Source organism: Kineococcus aridisoli (genome assembly GCF_050871885.1).
Taxonomy (GTDB): Bacteria; Actinomycetota; Actinomycetes; order Actinomycetales; family Kineococcaceae; genus Kineococcus.
This window is the reverse complement of the sequence record NZ_JBJLSF010000056.1, coordinates 1-15,114: the sequence shown is the minus strand read 5'-3', so window position 1 is coordinate 15,114 and position 15,114 is coordinate 1. Positions and strand designations below refer to the sequence as shown.

General features: G+C 76.4%; 14 protein-coding genes. 7 read left to right on the top strand and 7 right to left on the bottom strand.

Annotated features, from left to right (window positions below; translation table 11 throughout):
• Positions 1 to 137 precede the first annotated feature (137 nt).
• On the top strand, positions 138 to 920 hold the full coding sequence (locus ACRYM2_RS15235) for a hypothetical protein (RefSeq protein WP_432523253.1): 783 nt from the start codon (positions 138 to 140) through the stop codon (positions 918 to 920).
• Between the two features lie 66 nt (positions 921 to 986).
• Here ACRYM2_RS15235 and ACRYM2_RS15230 read toward each other — a convergent pair whose 3' ends face one another.
• The 3 genes from ACRYM2_RS15230 to ACRYM2_RS15220 are packed head-to-tail and all read right to left on the bottom strand — an operon-like array spanning position 987 to position 4,611.
• The gene (locus ACRYM2_RS15230) at positions 987 to 3,200 is read right to left on the bottom strand and encodes a YhgE/Pip family protein (RefSeq protein WP_432523252.1); all 2,214 of its coding nucleotides are present in this window, start codon (positions 3,198 to 3,200) and stop codon (positions 987 to 989) included.
• The gene (locus ACRYM2_RS15225) at positions 3,197 to 3,940 is read right to left on the bottom strand and encodes an ABC transporter ATP-binding protein (RefSeq protein WP_432523251.1); all 744 of its coding nucleotides are present in this window, start codon (positions 3,938 to 3,940) and stop codon (positions 3,197 to 3,199) included. The genes ACRYM2_RS15230 and ACRYM2_RS15225 overlap by 4 nt, the downstream gene beginning before the upstream one ends.
• Positions 3,937 to 4,611: a TetR/AcrR family transcriptional regulator gene (locus ACRYM2_RS15220; protein ID WP_432523250.1), complete on the bottom strand. Its 675-nt coding sequence runs from the start codon at positions 4,609 to 4,611 to the stop codon at positions 3,937 to 3,939. Before ACRYM2_RS15220 ends, ACRYM2_RS15225 begins: the two co-directional genes overlap by 4 nt.
• A 201-nt stretch (positions 4,612 to 4,812) precedes the next feature.
• On the opposite strand from ACRYM2_RS15220, the gene ACRYM2_RS15215 reads away from it, so the two are divergent.
• Positions 4,813 to 6,711: a VanW family protein gene (locus ACRYM2_RS15215; protein ID WP_432523249.1), complete on the top strand. Its 1,899-nt coding sequence runs from the start codon at positions 4,813 to 4,815 to the stop codon at positions 6,709 to 6,711.
• Positions 6,712 to 6,780: 69 nt separating this feature from the next.
• Here ACRYM2_RS15215 and ACRYM2_RS15210 read toward each other — a convergent pair whose 3' ends face one another.
• Positions 6,781 to 7,650: an SDR family oxidoreductase gene (locus ACRYM2_RS15210; RefSeq protein WP_432523248.1), complete on the bottom strand. Its 870-nt coding sequence runs from the start codon at positions 7,648 to 7,650 to the stop codon at positions 6,781 to 6,783.
• 89 nt (positions 7,651 to 7,739) lie between these two features.
• Here ACRYM2_RS15210 and ACRYM2_RS15205 point away from each other — a divergent pair, with 89 nt between their 5' ends.
• The gene (locus ACRYM2_RS15205; RefSeq protein ID WP_432523247.1) at positions 7,740 to 8,138 is read left to right on the top strand and encodes a winged helix-turn-helix transcriptional regulator; all 399 of its coding nucleotides are present in this window, start codon (positions 7,740 to 7,742) and stop codon (positions 8,136 to 8,138) included.
• Positions 8,139 to 8,203: 65 nt separating this feature from the next.
• Here ACRYM2_RS15205 and ACRYM2_RS15200 read toward each other — a convergent pair whose 3' ends face one another.
• The 3 genes from ACRYM2_RS15200 to ACRYM2_RS15190 form a co-directional block, all read right to left on the bottom strand.
• Positions 8,204 to 9,862, bottom strand: coding sequence for a catalase (locus tag ACRYM2_RS15200; RefSeq protein WP_432523246.1), 1,659 nt, complete (start codon positions 9,860 to 9,862; stop codon positions 8,204 to 8,206).
• Positions 9,859 to 10,341, bottom strand: coding sequence for a Fur family transcriptional regulator (locus ACRYM2_RS15195; protein WP_432523245.1), 483 nt, complete (start codon positions 10,339 to 10,341; stop codon positions 9,859 to 9,861). Before ACRYM2_RS15195 ends, ACRYM2_RS15200 begins: the two co-directional genes overlap by 4 nt.
• 63 nt (positions 10,342 to 10,404) lie before the next feature.
• Positions 10,405 to 11,262, bottom strand: a complete 858-nt coding sequence (locus ACRYM2_RS15190) for an SDR family oxidoreductase (protein WP_432523243.1) — start codon at positions 11,260 to 11,262, stop codon at positions 10,405 to 10,407.
• Positions 11,263 to 11,385: 123 nt separating this feature from the next.
• Here ACRYM2_RS15190 and ACRYM2_RS15185 point away from each other — a divergent pair, with 123 nt between their 5' ends.
• From ACRYM2_RS15185 to ACRYM2_RS15170, 4 genes are all read left to right on the top strand, one after another.
• The gene (locus tag ACRYM2_RS15185; RefSeq protein WP_432523241.1) at positions 11,386 to 13,068 is read left to right on the top strand and encodes a metallophosphoesterase family protein; all 1,683 of its coding nucleotides are present in this window, start codon (positions 11,386 to 11,388) and stop codon (positions 13,066 to 13,068) included.
• Between the two features lie 56 nt (positions 13,069 to 13,124).
• A complete protein-coding gene (locus tag ACRYM2_RS15180; RefSeq protein WP_432523240.1) occupies positions 13,125 to 13,316 on the top strand; it encodes a hypothetical protein in 192 nt (63 codons plus the stop codon).
• A 102-nt stretch (positions 13,317 to 13,418) separates the two neighbouring features.
• Positions 13,419 to 14,039 carry a DUF47 domain-containing protein gene (locus ACRYM2_RS15175; protein ID WP_432523239.1) on the top strand — a complete coding sequence of 207 codons (621 nt, stop codon included), beginning with the start codon at positions 13,419 to 13,421 and terminating at the stop codon, positions 14,037 to 14,039.
• Positions 14,040 to 14,043: 4 nt separating this feature from the next.
• Positions 14,044 to 15,036: an inorganic phosphate transporter gene (locus ACRYM2_RS15170; protein WP_432523238.1), complete on the top strand. Its 993-nt coding sequence runs from the start codon at positions 14,044 to 14,046 to the stop codon at positions 15,034 to 15,036.
• The last annotated feature ends 78 nt before the right edge of the window (positions 15,037 to 15,114 follow it).

Genomic DNA, 15,114 nt, shown 5'->3' with positions numbered 1-15,114 from the left:
ACCCGCTCGCCGCGCCGGGCGGTGCGGGTCGCGGCAGACTGGCCGAGCGCCGGAACCCGATCGGCGCGCAGCTCGTCGCAGCACGGGGTGTCGAGGAGGTGCGGAGGTCGCACCCGCACCGCCGCCGGGAGGTCGTCGTGTCCGCAGCACCGTGGTGGGAGGAGCTCCGCGCGGCGCAGCCGGAGGGCACCGCGCGCCCCACCCGGCAGGACCCCCCGCCGCTGCGCGTCGAGCGCGACGCGCAGCCCCCGCAGGTGCAGCCCCCGCGGGCGCGCCCGCCCCGGGCGCTGCAGGCGGTCGCCGCCGCGCTCGGCCTCGTGCTCGTCGTCCTCCTGGGGCTGCTCGCCGAGCGCTCGCTGCGCCCCGCGGGCCCGCTCTCCCCGCTCGCGGCCGGCGGCCCGACCACCGCCGGCGCGACCGCGCGCACCCTGCCGCCGGCCACCCCGGCCGGGGCGAGCGCGGGCCGGGCAGCGGCCGCCCCCGCCGCCGGGGTCGCGGGCGGGAGCGCCGCCGACGACGCCGCGGCCACCGCCGAGCTGCACGAGCGGCGCCGGCAGGGGCTGGCCGCGCACCCCCCGCAGGGGCAGTGGGTGGCCCAGCTGTCGGCCAAGAGCGTCGGCACCACCGACCCCGTGCAGACCGCCGCCAACGGCAGCAGCACCTTCTACGCCGCCGACATCCTCGCCCAGAGCGAGGAGATCGCCTCCGGCATCCCCGCCCGCGACGTCTTCGTGCTGCAGACCACCGACTTCGGCACCGGCCTGCTCGACGCCCGCGGCAACCCGTACTGGGTGACGCTGGTCGCCGGGCCGTTCGCCGACGCGGCCGACGTCCAGACGTGGTGCGACAGCATGTTCGCCCTCACCCCGCAGGGGCAGCGCACCAACGCCTGCCTGCCCCGCCGGCTCACCCCCCGCTGAGCCCGCCCCGCGCGCACCGCTCCGGTGCGGGCAGCGGTGCGGGCGGCGGCCGGTGCGGGGAGGGCCTCAGAGGCTGAGGCTGGGGTGCAGCTCCGCCACCGTCCAGCTGCGGCGGCGGTGGCAGGCCAGCACGGTGACCGCCAGCCCGAGGAGCCCGAACCCGGCCAGGACGAGCGCGTCGGCGCCCACCGCGCCCGCGGACCCGCCGGCGACCAGGTGGCGCAGGCCGTCGGTGGCGTACGTCATCGGCAGGTACGGGTGGATGGCCTCGAAGAAGGCCGGGGAGGTCCCCACCGGGTACGTGCCGCCCGCCGAGGTCAGCTGCAGCACCAGCAGGACCAGCGCCACGAGCCGCCCCGCCCCGCCCAGCAGCGCGTTCAGGCACTGGTGCAGCGCGGTGAAGACGACGGCCACGAGCACCGCGAAGGCCGCCGTCGCCGGCACGTCCGGGGACTGGATGCCCACGCCCCAGTGCAGGACCGCCACGAGCACGAGGGCCTGCGCGCAGCCCAGCAGCGCGCCCGGTGCCCAGCCGGCCAGCGCCACCCGCGGCGAGGAGGCCGTCGAGGCCAGCGCCCGCTGCGAGACCGCGCGCAGCACCATGTACGTGACCATCCCGCCGACCCACAGCGAGACCGGCACGAACAGCGGGGCCAGGCCGTCGCTGTAGTGGGCGACGGCGTGCTCGCGCACGCGGTCCGCCTGCACGGGGGAGGCCACGACGTCGGCGCGCTCGCCCGCCGCGTCCCCCTCGTGCACCGGGACCCGCTGCTGGCCGTCGCGCAGCTCGGTGCTCAGGGTGCCCGCCCCGTCGGCCAGCGCCCGGGTGCCGTCGGCCAGCTGCGCGGCGCCGGTCCGCGCCTGCGAGGTGCCCTCCAGCAGCGCGCTCGCGCCGTCGTCCAGCTGCGCCGCCCCGGTGGCCAGCTCCGCGGCGCCGTCGGCGGCGGCGGCCGACCCCGTCGCCAGCGAGCGCGTGCCGGTGGCCAGCGCGTCCGCGCCGTCGGCGGCCTGCGCGACGCCCTGCTGCAGCGCCGGGGCGGCGGCCGCGAGCTGCGCGGCGCCGCCGGCCACGGAGCTCGCCCCCTCGGACAGCTGCCGGGCACCGGCGGCCAGGGCGTCCACCTGCTGCCCCAGGCCCTGCGCGGCACCGGCCGGCGAGCCGTCGGCCAGCGCCTGGCGGGCCTGCTCCAGCGTGCGCACGGCCGCGGCGAGGCCCTCGTCCTCCGGGGCGGCGGCCGCCAGCGCCCGGGCCTGCGCGAGCAGCTGGTCGACCAGCGGGGCCAGCGAGCGGGCCTGCTCCAGCGCCGGGGTGAGCCGGTCGGCGGCACCGGCGAGCGCGTCGGCGCCCGCGGAGACGCGCCCGGCGCCGTCGGCCACGGCGTCCGCGCCCCGGGAGAGCTGCTGCGCCTGCGCGGGCAGCTGCGCCGTCGCGGTGCGCAGCTGCTCCAGCCCGGCGGCCAGCGCTCCCGCGCCGCTCGCGGCGCTGCCGGCGCCGTCGGCGACCTGGCGGGTTCCGGTGGCCAGGTCGGCGGCTCCCGAGCGCAGCGCGCCCGTGCCGTCGGCGAGCCGGGCGGCGCCGGAGTCCAGGTCGCCGAGGCCGACGACGAGGGTGTCGGCGCCGGTGCCGGCCTGCTGCGCCCCCTCGGCCAGGCGGCCCGCGCCGTCGGCGGCCTCGCCGAGGGAGTCGTGCACCTGCCCGAACGCCACGTAGACGTTCTCCAGGTAGTCGCTCGTGGCCCCGTGCGCGACGTCGGTGCGGATCGTGGTGGCGATGGTGCCGGCGACCTGGCCGATGACGTAGTTCTCCGCGTCGTCGGTGGTCACCGACAGCCGGGCGCGCTGCGGGGCGTCGCCGCCGGTGGAGGCCAGCGCCGCGGAGAAGCCGCGCGGGATGCGCAGGACGGCCGCGTACTCGCCGCTCTCCAGCCCCCGCGCGGCCTCCTCCTCGGAGGCGCTCTCCCAGGTGAAGCCGGCGTCGGCGTCCCCGGCGGTCAGCTCGCGGGTCAGCTCCGCGCCGGCGGCGACGGTGCGCTCGGTGCCGTCGGGGCCGGTCGCGCTCGCGGGGACGTCGGCGTCGACGACGGCCGCGCGCAGGTTCGACAGCCGCCCGACCGGGTCGTGGTTGGAGGCCAGGTAGAGCCCGCCGTAGACCAGCGGCACGAGCACGACCGCGAGCAGCGCGAGCCGGGTGATGGTGGCGCGGCGGAAGCGGGCCAGCTCCAGGCCGGGCAGGGAGAACCGGGGCAGCCGGGAGAGCCGGGTGGAGCGGGGGGAGCTCACGAGACGTCCTGGAGGTCGAGGAGGATGCGGTCGTCGCCGCCGTGCCAGCGGATGTCGGCGGAGTCGGTGCAGCTGGCGAGGACCGTCAGCGGTGCGGCGGAGGTGCGCCGCAGCGCGGACAGCGACTCCCACGCCCGCCGGCGGTCCTCGCCCAGGCGCAGCGCGTCGACGTCGTCGACGACGAGGACGTCCGGGCGGCCGATGAGGGCCAGCACGACGCCGAGCGCCAGCCGCTGCAGGGGTGCGATGTCGCTGACGAACTCGCGCGGCGGCAGCGCGGGGACCCGCGCGCCGGCGTCGGCGGTCACCGCGAGGGCGTGCTGGACGCGCTCCAGCTGCTCGCCGACCTGCTGGCGGGACACCCACGGCCGCCACCAGGGCTGGTGCAGGGCCAGGCGCTCGGCGACGTGCTGCTCGACGGTGAGGGCGTCGTCGAGGTCGTTGACGCCCCGGACCTCGGCGAGCGCGACCCGCCGCCGCACCTCGTCGGCGCGCCGCGGCAGCGGCCGCCCCAGCACCTCCAGGCTCCCGCCGGCGGGCTTCATGCGCCCGGCGAGGGCGAGCAGCAGCGAGGTCTTGCCGGAGCCGGCGCCGCCGCGGACGACGAGCATCGCGCCGACCGGCACCTGCACGTCGACGGGGCGGAAGACGTCGCGCCCGCCCGTGCTCAGCCGCAGCCCCTCGGCGCGCACCGCGAGCTCCGGCGCTGCGCCCGCGCGCGCGCCCTCGGCGCCGCTCACCGGGACCCCCCGCCCGTCGCGTCCGCCGTCGCGTCCGCCGTCGCCCCCGGTGCGCTGAGCGCGAGCAGCACCCCGGCCAGCAGGCGGGCCTCGAAGCCGTCGTCGGCGGGGGCGTCGCCCAGCAGGCGCGGGGTGGTGGTGCCCTCGTGGACGGTGACGAGCGCGCGGGCGACCTCGTCGGCGGGGGCGGTCAGGCGACGGCCGACGCCGCGCAGCCCCTGCTCGAGGACGGGGGCCAGCCGGGCGCGCAACCGGGCGCGCTGGTCGGCCAGGACCGCGGCGGCCGCCGGGTTGCGCAGCGCCTGGGCGGTGTACTCGGTGCGGACCGCGTGCCAGTGCCGGTCGACGGGCAGCAGGTCGAGGACGTGCGCGACGACCTCCTCGACACCGGTGCCCTCCACGCGCGGCGCCTGGGCCAGCCGCTGCTCGACGTGGTCGATGAGCGCCTCGGCCTGCTGGGCGAACAGCGCGGCCACGACGTCGTCCATCGTCGCGAAGTTGGAGTAGAAGGCGCCGCGGGTGAAGCCGGCGCGCTCGCAGACGCCCTCGACGCTGCTGCGGGCCAGGCCCTGCTCGGCGAGGACGTCCCGCGCGGCGGCGAGCAGGCGGGCGCGGGTCTCGGCCCGCCGCCTGGTCGTCCGGCCCGGGGCGTCGGGGGAGGAGACGGTCACGGGGAGAGGGTAGCGCGGTCTGGATGCACTCTGCATCGAATGCGGAGTGCATCGAGTGCGGGATGCATCCGATCGGGCGCGCGGGACGCGCCGGGCGGGCGGCGGGGATCGGCGCGGAAGCACCGGAGGGCGCCGTCGGCCTCCTAGGGTGGACGCGCGGACGCGCAGCGTGGTCCGCCAGGGCGATGTGGGGGAACGACCGTGCACAACACCGACCAGCCGGCGCTGCAGGAGCCCGGACGCACCCGGCGCGGCGCCCCGCCCCGGCACTGGGCGCGGCGCCCGCGCACCTGGGTGCTGGCCGGGCTCGTCGCGGTGGCCGGCGGCTACTCGGCCGCCGCGCTCGCGGTGGCCGGCGAGGCCCCGCGCGGCACCAGCGTCCTCGGCGTCGACGTCGGCGGCATGGACCAGGCCGCCGTCGAGCGCGCCGTGGCCGACGCCGCCGCACGGGTGGCGGCCGCCCCGCTGCCCGTGGTGGTCCGCGGCGCCGGCGCCGACGTGACCGGCTCCCTCGTGCCCGCCGAGGCCGGTCTGGCCGTCGACGCGGCCGCCACCGCCGAGGACCTCACCGCCGGCGGCTGGGACCCCCGGCAGCTGTGGCGCCACGTGGCCGGCGGCGGCGAGGTCCGCCCCGACGTCGACGTCGACACCACCGCGGTGCAGGCCGCCCTGGCGCCGTTGGCCGGCTCCGTCGCGCTCGCACCCGTCGAGGGCGCCGTCGTCTTCGAGGTCCGCCCCGGCGCCCCCGGCGCACCCGCCGCCGTCGAGCCCGTCGTCACCGCCCCGCAGGACGGGCGCGCGCTCGACGTCGCCGCCGCCGCCGGCCGCGTCGCCGGGGCCTGGCCCGCCGCGAGCCCGGCCCTGGCCGCCGACGCGCAGCCGGTGGTCCTGGAGGCCACCGCCCAGCGCCCGGCGCTGGACGCCGACGCCGTCCAGGCCGCCGTCGACGCGATCGCCCGCCCCGCCGTGGCCGGCGACCTCGTCGTGGCCGGCGGCGGGCGCGAGGCCGTGCTGGCCCCCGCCGCCTTCGCCCCCGCGCTCGCCGTCCGGCCCGTGGACGGCGAGGCGCGGCTCGTGGCCGACGGCGCCGGGCTGGAGGCGGCGCTGCTCGCCGCCGACCCGCAGTTCGAGACGCCCCCGCAGGACGCCCGCATCGAGATCGCCGGAACGACCCCGCAGGTCGTGCCCGCCGTCACCGGCACCGCCGTGGCCCCCGAGGTCCTGGCCGGCGCGGTCACCGCCGCCCTCACCGGCGCCCAGCCGACCCGGCGCGCCGAGGTGGAGCTGACGACGTCGCAGCCGCAGCTGGGCACCGAGGAGCTGACCTCGCTGGGGATCGTCGAGCAGATGTCCACCTTCTCCACCAAGCTTACCGCCGACGCCGACCGCACCGACAACATCCGCATCGCGGCGGCCGCCGTGGACGGGACGGTGCTGCGCCCGGGGCAGGAGTTCTCCCTCAACGACACCGTCGGCGAGCGCACCCCCGAGCGCGGCTTCCACCGCGCGCCCGTCATCTCCGGCGGCCGGCTCGTCGACGGCTACGGCGGCGGGGTCTCGCAGCTGTCGACGACGCTGTTCAACGCGGTGTTCTTCGCCGGCCTGGACGAGATCGAGCACAAGCCGCACTCGCTCTACATCTCCCGCTACCCCGAGGGGCGCGAGGCGACGCTGGACTGGCGCAGCATCGACAACCGCTTCCGCAACGACTCCGGCCACGGCGTCTACGTGCAGGCCGGGATCGTCGGCGACCAGGTCGTGGTCTCCCTGTACGGGACGAGGTTCATGGACGTGCGCGCGGAGAAGTCCTCGCGCCGCAACGTGAAGCCGCCGCGGACGGTCTACGACACCTCCTCGGGCTGCACGCCGAACTCCTCGACCCACACCGGCTTCACCGTCGACGTCACGCGGGTCATGACCCCCGTCGGCGGCGGCGCCGAGCAGCGCGAGACGTGGACGACGACCTACAACGCCGAGAACCGCGTCGTGTGCGGTCCGGACCCCGCGACCGTGCGGGCGCCCGCCCCCTCGCCGGACGCGCCCGCCCCGACGACCCCGGCTCCCGCCCCGACGGCTCCCGCCCCGGCCCCCGCCGGCTGACCCCCTGCGCGCCCTCGGTCGGTGATCTTCCACGGTGCACCGTGGAAGATAAAGCGCGGGAGCGGTGAGTCAGGAGGCGGAGGCGGCCGCGGCGGCGCGGACGGCCTCGGCCAGCGTCGTGGGTGCGCGGCCGACGAGGCGGGCGAGGTCGTCGCTGCTCGTCTCCAGGTCGCCGGCCGCGGTGGAGGCGTCCAGGGCCGCCACGAAGGCCGCGGTCCCCTCGTCCAGGCCGGCGCCGCGCAGGTGCTGCGCGAACTCCTCGGTGGACAGGTCGCGGTAGGTCACGGGGGTGCCGGTGACCTCGGTGATCGTCGCGGCCAGCTCGGCGAGGGTGAAGGAGGCGCCGCCGAGCTCGTGGACGTGGTCCTCGCTGTCGTCGGCGAGCAGCGCGACCGCGGCGGCGGCGGCGTAGTCGGCCCGCGCGGCCGCGGAGATCCGCCCGTCGTGGGCGGCGCCGACGACCTCGCCGGCGGCCAGGTACTGCCCGAGGGAAGCGGTGCGGTTCTCCAGGTACCAGCCGTTGCGCAGCAGCGTCACCGGGATGCCGGAGGCCGCCAGGACCGCCTCGGTGGCGACGTGGTCGGGGGCGAGCGGGCTGCCGGAGGTGTCGGCGCGCAGCAGGCCGGTGTAGGCGATGCGCTGGACGCCGGCGGCCTTCGCGGCCTCGACGACGGCGGTGTGCTGGGCCAGGCGCTGTCCGGGGGTGTCGCCGGAGATCAGCAGCAGCCGGTCCACCCCGGCCAGGGCGGGGCCGAGGGTGTCGGGCTGCGAGTAGTCGCCGTGGCGGACCTGCACGCCGCGCTCGGCGAGGTCGGCGACCTTGGCGGGGGTGCGCACGACGGCGACGAGGTCGCCGGGGGCGACGCCGCGCTGCAGCAGCTCCTCGACGACGAGGCGGCCCAGCTGGCCGCTGGCGGCGGTGACGGCGTACGTGGTCATGGCGCTCTCCTCCATGTGGGCACTGTGCTTTCGACAGCGCCAACCGCGGGGGAGCGCCCCTTCTTCCCGCAGGTGCCTACCATCGGGGCATGACGCGCACCGAGGAGCCGACCCAGGAGCTCGTCGTGGACGTCTTCGCCCGCGGCTGCACCTCCCGCGCCGCCTTCGAGGACGTCACCGGCAGGTGGGCCTCGCTGGTCCTGCTGGCCCTGGGGGAGGGCGGTTACCGCTTCAACGCGCTGCGCCGCAAGGTGGAGGGCGTCAGCGAGAAGATGCTGGCGCAGACGCTGCAGGCCCTGGAGCGCGACGGGATGCTCACCCGCGAGGTCGTCACGGCGATCCCGCCGCGGGTGGAGTACGCGCTCACCCCGCTGGGCGCCGAGGTGGCGCAGCGGCTGCGGGCGCTGGCCGACCTGCTCGAGGCCTCCGCCGGCCAGGTCCAGGCGGCGCGGGAGGCCCACGCGGCGCGGGAGACGTCCCCCCGCTGACGAGGGGAACGCGGACGGGCGCCGCCCCCCGAGGGGGACGGCGCCCGTCGTGCTGCGGGGTGCGCTCAGCCGGCGACGCTGACGTGCTCGTTGGGCACGCAGTGCGTCATCGTCAGGCCGGAGACGTCGCGGGTCCCGTTCTTGCCGAGGTTGGCCAGGCGGGCCTGCTCCTCCTCGCTCAGGGTCTGCGTCGCCAGCGGCGGCAGGTGCCGCACGTCGTCGGGGGAGATGCCCAGGCCCTCGCCCACGCGCAGGCCGTACTCGTCCTCGCACATGAGGAAGTGCCAGACCATGCGCTCCTGGATCTCGCGGTTGCACTGCTGCAGCGCGCCGACCAGGTTCTTCACCAGGTCGTCCTTCTCCCACTGCTCCGACAGCAGGTAGCGCTCGCCGGCCTGCTTGTAGTCGTTGGTGCGGGGGATGCGCTTGCGGGTCAGGCGGCCGGTGATGACCGGGCCCTGCTCGTCGTGCGTCGGGTAGGTGGCCTCCTGCAGGCCGCCCGTGATCGACGGCTCGTAGTTCACGTGCGGGTTGGACCCCACGTTGTCGCGGCCCATGGACATCTGGCCGCCCTGCTGGTTGGTGTTCACCGCCACCTTGGGGCGGTTCACCGGGACCTGCAGGTAGTTCGGGCCGACGCGGTAGCGCTGGGTGTCGGAGTAGGAGAACGTCCGGCCGACGAGCATCTTGTCGTCGGAGAAGTCCAGGCCGTCCACCAGCACGCCGGTGCCGAAGGCGATCTGCTCGTTCTCGGAGAAGTTGTCCGTGACGTTGCGGTTCAGGACCATCTTGCCGACCGGGCGCAGCGGGAAGACCTCCTCGGGCCACACCTTGGTGTCGTCCAGCGGGTCGAAGTCCAGCTCGGGGTGCTCGTGGTCCTCCATGATCTGGACGTGCAGCTCCCACTCGGGGTAGTCGCCGGCCTCGATCGCGTCGTAGAGGTCCTTGGTGTGGGCGCCCAGGGTCTGCGCCTGCACGGCGGCGGCGTCGGCCGCGGTCCACGACTTCACGCCCTGCTTGGGCAGCCAGTGGTACTTGACCAGGACGGTCTCGCCCTGCGCGTTCACCCACTTGTAGGTGTTCACGCCGAAGCCCTGCATGAACCGGTAGGAGGCCGGGGTGCCGCGGGGGCTGAAGACCAGCGTGACCATGTGCATGGCCTCGGGGGTCTGGCTGAAGAAGTCGAACGCCCGCTGGGCCACGGAGGCCTCGAAGGTCACCGGGTCCGGCTTCTGCGAGTGGATGAAGTCGGGGAACTTGATCGCGTCGCGCAGGAAGAAGACGCCGAGGTTGTTGCCGACGAGGTCCCAGTTGCCGTCCTCGGTGTACATCTTCACCGCGAAGCCGCGCGGGTCGCGCGCGGACTCCGAGGAGTCCCGGCCGCCGGCGACGGTGGAGAAGCGGATCGCCAGGTCGGTGCGCTTGCCCTTCTCCTGGAACAGCTTCGCGCGGGTGTACTTGGCGATCGGCTCGTCGCCGAGGGAGCCGTAGGCCTCGAAGTAACCGTACGCGGTGGTGCCGCGCGCGTGCACGACGCGCTCGGGGATGCGCTCGCGGTCGAAGTGGCTGATCTTCTCGAGGAACTGGTAGTTCTCCAGCGTGGCCGGGCCACGGGCACCGACGGTCCGCTGGTTCTGGTTGTCGTAGACCGGGTGGCCCTGCCTGTTGGTCAGGACCGGGCGGTCGTCTCCGGGAGCCGAGGGCTGGCTCGCGACGTCGGTCATCGCACTTCCTCTCGTTCTGCGGCGTGCTGCTCGGGGCGGGCGATGGGTGGGGCGGTGTGCAGGGCGCGGCACTGCGGGCACCGCCCCCAGAACACCACTTCGGCCTCCTCGACGGCGAAGCCCGCCGTGTCGGAGGGCGCGAGGCAGGGGGCGTGACCGCTGGTGCAGTCGACGTCGACGGTGCGGCCGCAGTCGCGGCACACCAGGTGGTGGTGGTTGTCGCCGACGCGCGCCTCGTAGCGGGCCGGGTGCCCGGCCGGCTCGATGCAGCGGGCGAGCCCGGCGCGGGCGAGGGCGTCCAGGCAGTCGTAGACCGCCTGCGTCGACACCGACGGCAGCGCGGCCCGGGCCCGGTCGGCGACCAGGGCCACGGGCAGGTGCTCGCCGGCGGCCCGGGCCGCGTCGAGGACCTCGAGGACCACGATGCGGGGCCGGGTCGCCCGCAGCCCCTCGGCGCGCAGCCGGTCAGCGGTGGTCACGTCGACGAGCCAACCAGTCCAGTCTGGAACGAGTCAAGAGAGGCGCGCCTAAGTCCACGCCGCTCACGGGCGCCGCCAGGCCTCCTCGGTGAGGTGCGAACCGGCCATCGGGCCCATCTGCAGCATCCCGCCGTCCACGGCGTACGAGGCGCCGGTGACGTACGAGGCCTGCGGCGAGCACAGGAAGCCGACGACCGCGGCGATCTCGCGGGCATCACCCGGACGGCCCAGCGGGACCCCCGGCCGGTGCTCGGTGTGCGGGTCGGTGTCCTCTTGGCCCGTCATCGGCGTGGCGATCTCGCCCGGTGCGACCGCGTTGACGGTGATGCCGTGCTCGGCCAGCTCGATGGCCGCCGTGCGCGTCAGCAGGCCCAGGCCCCCCTTGGCCGCGCAGTACGGGGCGGCCCCGACGCGGGGCTGGTGCTCGTGGACGCTGGTGATGTTGACGATCCGACCGCCCCGGCCGGCGGCCACCATGCGCCGGGCCGCGCGCTGCAGGAAGAGGAAGGCGCCGTCCAGGTCCACCGACAGCACCTCGCGCCAGTCCTCGAAGGACAGCTCCAGCAGCGGCGTCGACGTGCCGGTGCCGGCGTCGTTGACGAGGACCTCCACGCCGCCGAGCGCGTCGGCGAGGTCGTCGACGACGTCCGCCGCGCCCGGCAGGTCGCGCAGGTCCAGGTGGCGCAGCTCCGCGCGGCGGCCCAGCGCGCGCACCTCCTCGGCGGTCGCCCGCCCGGCCGCCTCGTCGCGGAACCAGGTGATGCCGACGTCGTGGCCGCGCCGGGCCAGCTCGACGGCGCTGGCCCGCCCGATGCCCGACTCCGAACCCGTGACGATCGCGGGTCCGGGCCGCCCGCTCGGGTCGGCGGCGCGCAGGTCGCGGAAACCGGTGTCCCCCGCAGGGGTCTCGCTCGTGGTCATGGCTGCCCCGTACCCGGGCGGCGCGCCCCGGACACCCCGGACGTGCCCCGGGCACCCCCGGCCACGCCCCGGCCGCCCCGGTGCGGTCGGCGCGAGCGCGCCCGCTGCGCGAAGATCGAGCTGATGTCCCCGAGGATCCTCCACCCCCGCCCGCCGAGGCCGCCGCAGCGCTGGCGGGCCGCCGGCCGGCGCCTGGCCGACCGCCGCGGCCCCCGGCTCCTGGTGCGCGCCGCCCGGGTGGTGCTGCCCCCGGTCGGCGTCCTGCTCGTGGCCGCGGTCGGCGCGGCCCTCGGCTTCGCCCTCGCCCCCGGCTCCAGCACCTACGTCGGCCCGCTGCAGACCGAGGTGCGGGTGCGCCCCAGCCTCACCCCGGGCGTGGAGGTCGACCTGCCCCCGGTCGGCAAGGTCTCCTTCGACACCCACCGCGCGCCGCTGGCCGTCACCGCCAACATCGTCTCCGTCGACGTCGACGCCGCCGGCCGCCTCGTCGGCTCCCCGCAGCAGCTGCTGGCCCTGGAGCTCACCGCCGCCGACACCGTGCGGGCGGCCACCGTGCGGGCCGCCTCCTACAGCCTGGCCTGCGGCCTCGGCGGAGCGCTGCTGGCCGGGGTGGTCGTCTACCGCACCCGGCGCCGGGCCCTGCAGACCGGCGCCGCCGTGCTCGTCGTCGTGCTCGGCGCCGGGGCCGGGACGTGGGCCACGTTCGACCCCGCCGCGCTGCGCCAGCCGCGCTTCACGGGCCTGCTCTCGCGCGCGCCCTACCTCGTCTCCAGCACCCAGGACGCCCTGGAGCGCCTGGAGTCCTACCGCAGCGGCCTGTCCGACATCGTCCGCAGCGTCAGCACCCTGTACGCCTCGGCGGCCAACCTGCCCGTGCTCGGCGACGAGCCGGGCGGCGCCGACGGCCTCGGCGAGGGCGTCACGACCGTCCTGCACGTCTCCGACCTGCACCTGAACCCGCTCGGCTTCGACCTCACCGAGGACCTCGTGCGCCAGTTCGGCGTGCGGGCCGTCATCGACACCGGCGACACCACCACGTGGGGCACGGCCGCCGAGTCGACCTTCCTCGGGCGCATCGGCTCGCTCGGCGTGCCCTACGTGTGGGTGCGCGGCAACCACGACTCCACCGACACCCAGGCGCAGGTCGCGGCGCAGCCGGGGGCTGTCGTCCTCGACGACGGCGCCACCGTCGAGGTCGCCGGGCTCGTGCTGGCCGGCCAGGGCGACCCCGTCTTCACCCCCGACGGGGAGGGCTCGCCCGCCGAGGGGGCCGCCGAGCAGGTGCAGGAGCAGGCCAACGAGGTCCTCGCCGCCGGCATCGAGCGCTGGGAGCGGGAGCACCCGGACGACCCCGTCGACGTGGCGCTCGTGCACGACCCCAGCGGGCTGCGGCCGCTGCTGGGGCGGGTCCCGCTCGTGCTGGCCGGGCACCTGCACAAGCGCTCGGTGACGCTGGACGCCTCCGGCACCCGCGTCATGGTGGAGGGCACCACCGGGGGGGCGGGCATCACCTCCGCCGGCCTGGACCGCCTGGCCGACGGCGCGCCGCTGCCGCTGTCGGCCACGCTGCTGCACTTCGACGCCACCGGCGAGGACGCCGGCCGCCTGCTGGCCTACGACGAGGTGACGGTCGGCGGGCTCGGGCTCGCCGAGGTCAGCCTGCAGCGCACCGTGCTCGGCGACGAGGACCGGCCCCCGCTGGCCGTGCCCAGCCCCACCGCGACCGCCACCGCGACCGCCACCGGGACCGCCACCGGGACCGCCACCGCGACCGCCACCGGGACCGCCACCGCGCCGCCGCGGTGATCACCTGCCCGGTCAGCCCCCCGCGGGGGCGCTGCGCGGCGTACCGTGGGGCCACCATGACGCACACGCTCGAGCCGGACCCCCCCGCCGGCCTCCCCGCTGCCGCGCCGCTCGCCGACGACACCCTCGCCGAGGAGATCGAGCTGTACGCCGACGTCGTCGTCGCCGCCTCGGAGAGCGACGGTCCGCTGCCGGAGGGTGAGCTGGACCGCGTCCTGGGCGTCGACGAGGTGCGCGCCAGGGCCTGAGCCGTCCGGGTGGTCGCACGCCCGGGCCGCGACCTCGCCTAGAGTCGCCGATCGGGCCGGACCCCCCGGCCCGGATGGACCGAACCTCCGCGGAGCATGCACGTGCGTTTCCGACTGACCCCCCGGGACGACTCGTTCTTCGAGCTGTTCGCCAGCACCGGCAAGATCCTCGTGGAGGCCACCACCGTGCTGACGGAGGTGATCGGCAGCGACCACGCCCGCCGCGAGGTCCTCGCCCAGCGCATGGAGGAGATCGAGCACCGCGGGGACGAGGCCGCCCACGCCGTGATGCGGCGGGTCAACTCCTCGTTCGTCACGCCCTTCGACCGCGAGGACATCTACCAGCTCACCTCGCGCCTGGACGACTGCCTGGACCTCATGCAGGCCGCCGTCGACCTCATGGTGCTCTACCGGGTGGGGCAGCTGCCCGACGCGGTGGGCGACCTCGTCGCCGTCCTCACCCGCCAGGCCGAGCTGACCGCCGACGCCATGCCCCGGCTGCGCTCGCTGGCCGACCTCACCGACTACTGGGTGGAGATCAACCGGCTGGAGAACCAGGCGGACCAGTTCCACCGGCGGCTGCTGGCCAAGCTCTTCGACGGCTCCTACGACGCCATCGAGATCATGAAGCAGAAGGAGATCATCGAGACGCTCGAGGAGGCGGCGGACGCCTTCGAGCACGTCGCCCACACGGTGGAGACCATCGCGGTCAAGGAGTCCTGAGCCGGTGGAGCTGGCCCTCGTCCTCCTCGTCGTCGTCGTCGCCCTCGGCTTCGACTTCACCAACGGCTTCCACGACGCCGCGAACTCGATCGCGACCTCGGTCTCCACCCGCGCCCTCACCCCGCGCATCGCGCTCGCGATGGCGGCGGTCTTCAACCTCATCGGCGCCTTCCTCGGCACCGGGGTCGCCGAGACCATCGGCTCCGGCATCGTCGACGTCGGCCTCGGCCTGCACGGCATGTCCGTCGTCCTGTCCGCCCTGGTCGGCGCCATCGCCTGGAACCTCGTCACCTGGCGGCTGGGGCTGCCCTCGTCGAGCTCGCACGCCCTCATCGGCGCCCTGGCCGGCGCGGGCATCGCCTCCAGCACCACCGTGCACTGGGGCGTCGTCCTCGACAAGGTCGTCGTGCCGATGGTCGTCTCCCCGCTGGCCGGGTTCGCGGCGGGCTACCTGGTGATGGTCGCGGTCCTGTGGGCCGCGCGCCGCGCCGCGCCGGCCCCGACCCACCGCCGCTTCCGGGCCGCGCAGACGGTCTCGGCCGCGGCCATGGCCCTCGGCCACGGCCTGCAGGACGCGCAGAAGACGATGGGCGTGATCGTGCTCGCGCTCGTGGCCGGCGGCTTCCACGAGGGCAGCGACATCCCGGTGTGGGTGAAGGTGGCCGCGGCGCTCGCGATCAGCCTGGGCACCTACGCCGGCGGCTGGCGGATCATGCGGACGCTGGGGCGGCGGATCATCCACCTCGACCCGGCCCGCGGCTTCGCGGCCGAGTCCGTCTCGGCGGTCGTCCTCTACGTCGCCGCGCTCAACTTCCACGCGCCCGTCTCGACGACCCACACCATCTCCTCGGCGATCATGGGGGTGGGGGCGACCAAGCGCCTGTCCGCCGTGCGCTGGGGCGTGGCCCGCTCGATGGTCACGGCCTGGGTGCTCACCCTGCCCGCCGCCGCCGCGCTCGCCGCCGGCTCCTACGCGCTCATCCACCTCGTCTTCTGAGGCGCGCCACCCGCCGCGCCCGCTCCCGCGAGGCCGCCGGGCAGCACGAGGCCCCGGCCGCTCCAGGAGCGGCCGGGG

What these genes read in the sequence shown, in the direction of transcription:
- ACRYM2_RS15210 (WP_432523248.1), bottom strand. Translation starts at nt 7,650, where the DNA reads ATGACCACGTACGCCGTCACCGCCGCCAGCGGCCAGCTGGGCCGCCTC.
- ACRYM2_RS15205 (WP_432523247.1), top strand. Translation starts at nt 7,740, where the DNA reads ATGACGCGCACCGAGGAGCCGACCCAGGAGCTCGTCGTGGACGTCTTC.
- ACRYM2_RS15200 (WP_432523246.1), bottom strand. Translation starts at nt 9,862, where the DNA reads ATGACCGACGTCGCGAGCCAGCCCTCGGCTCCCGGAGACGACCGCCCG.
- ACRYM2_RS15190 (WP_432523243.1), bottom strand. Translation starts at nt 11,262, where the DNA reads ATGACCACGAGCGAGACCCCTGCGGGGGACACCGGTTTCCGCGACCTG.
- ACRYM2_RS15185 (WP_432523241.1), top strand. Translation starts at nt 11,386, where the DNA reads ATGTCCCCGAGGATCCTCCACCCCCGCCCGCCGAGGCCGCCGCAGCGC.
- ACRYM2_RS15180 (WP_432523240.1), top strand. Translation starts at nt 13,125, where the DNA reads ATGACGCACACGCTCGAGCCGGACCCCCCCGCCGGCCTCCCCGCTGCC.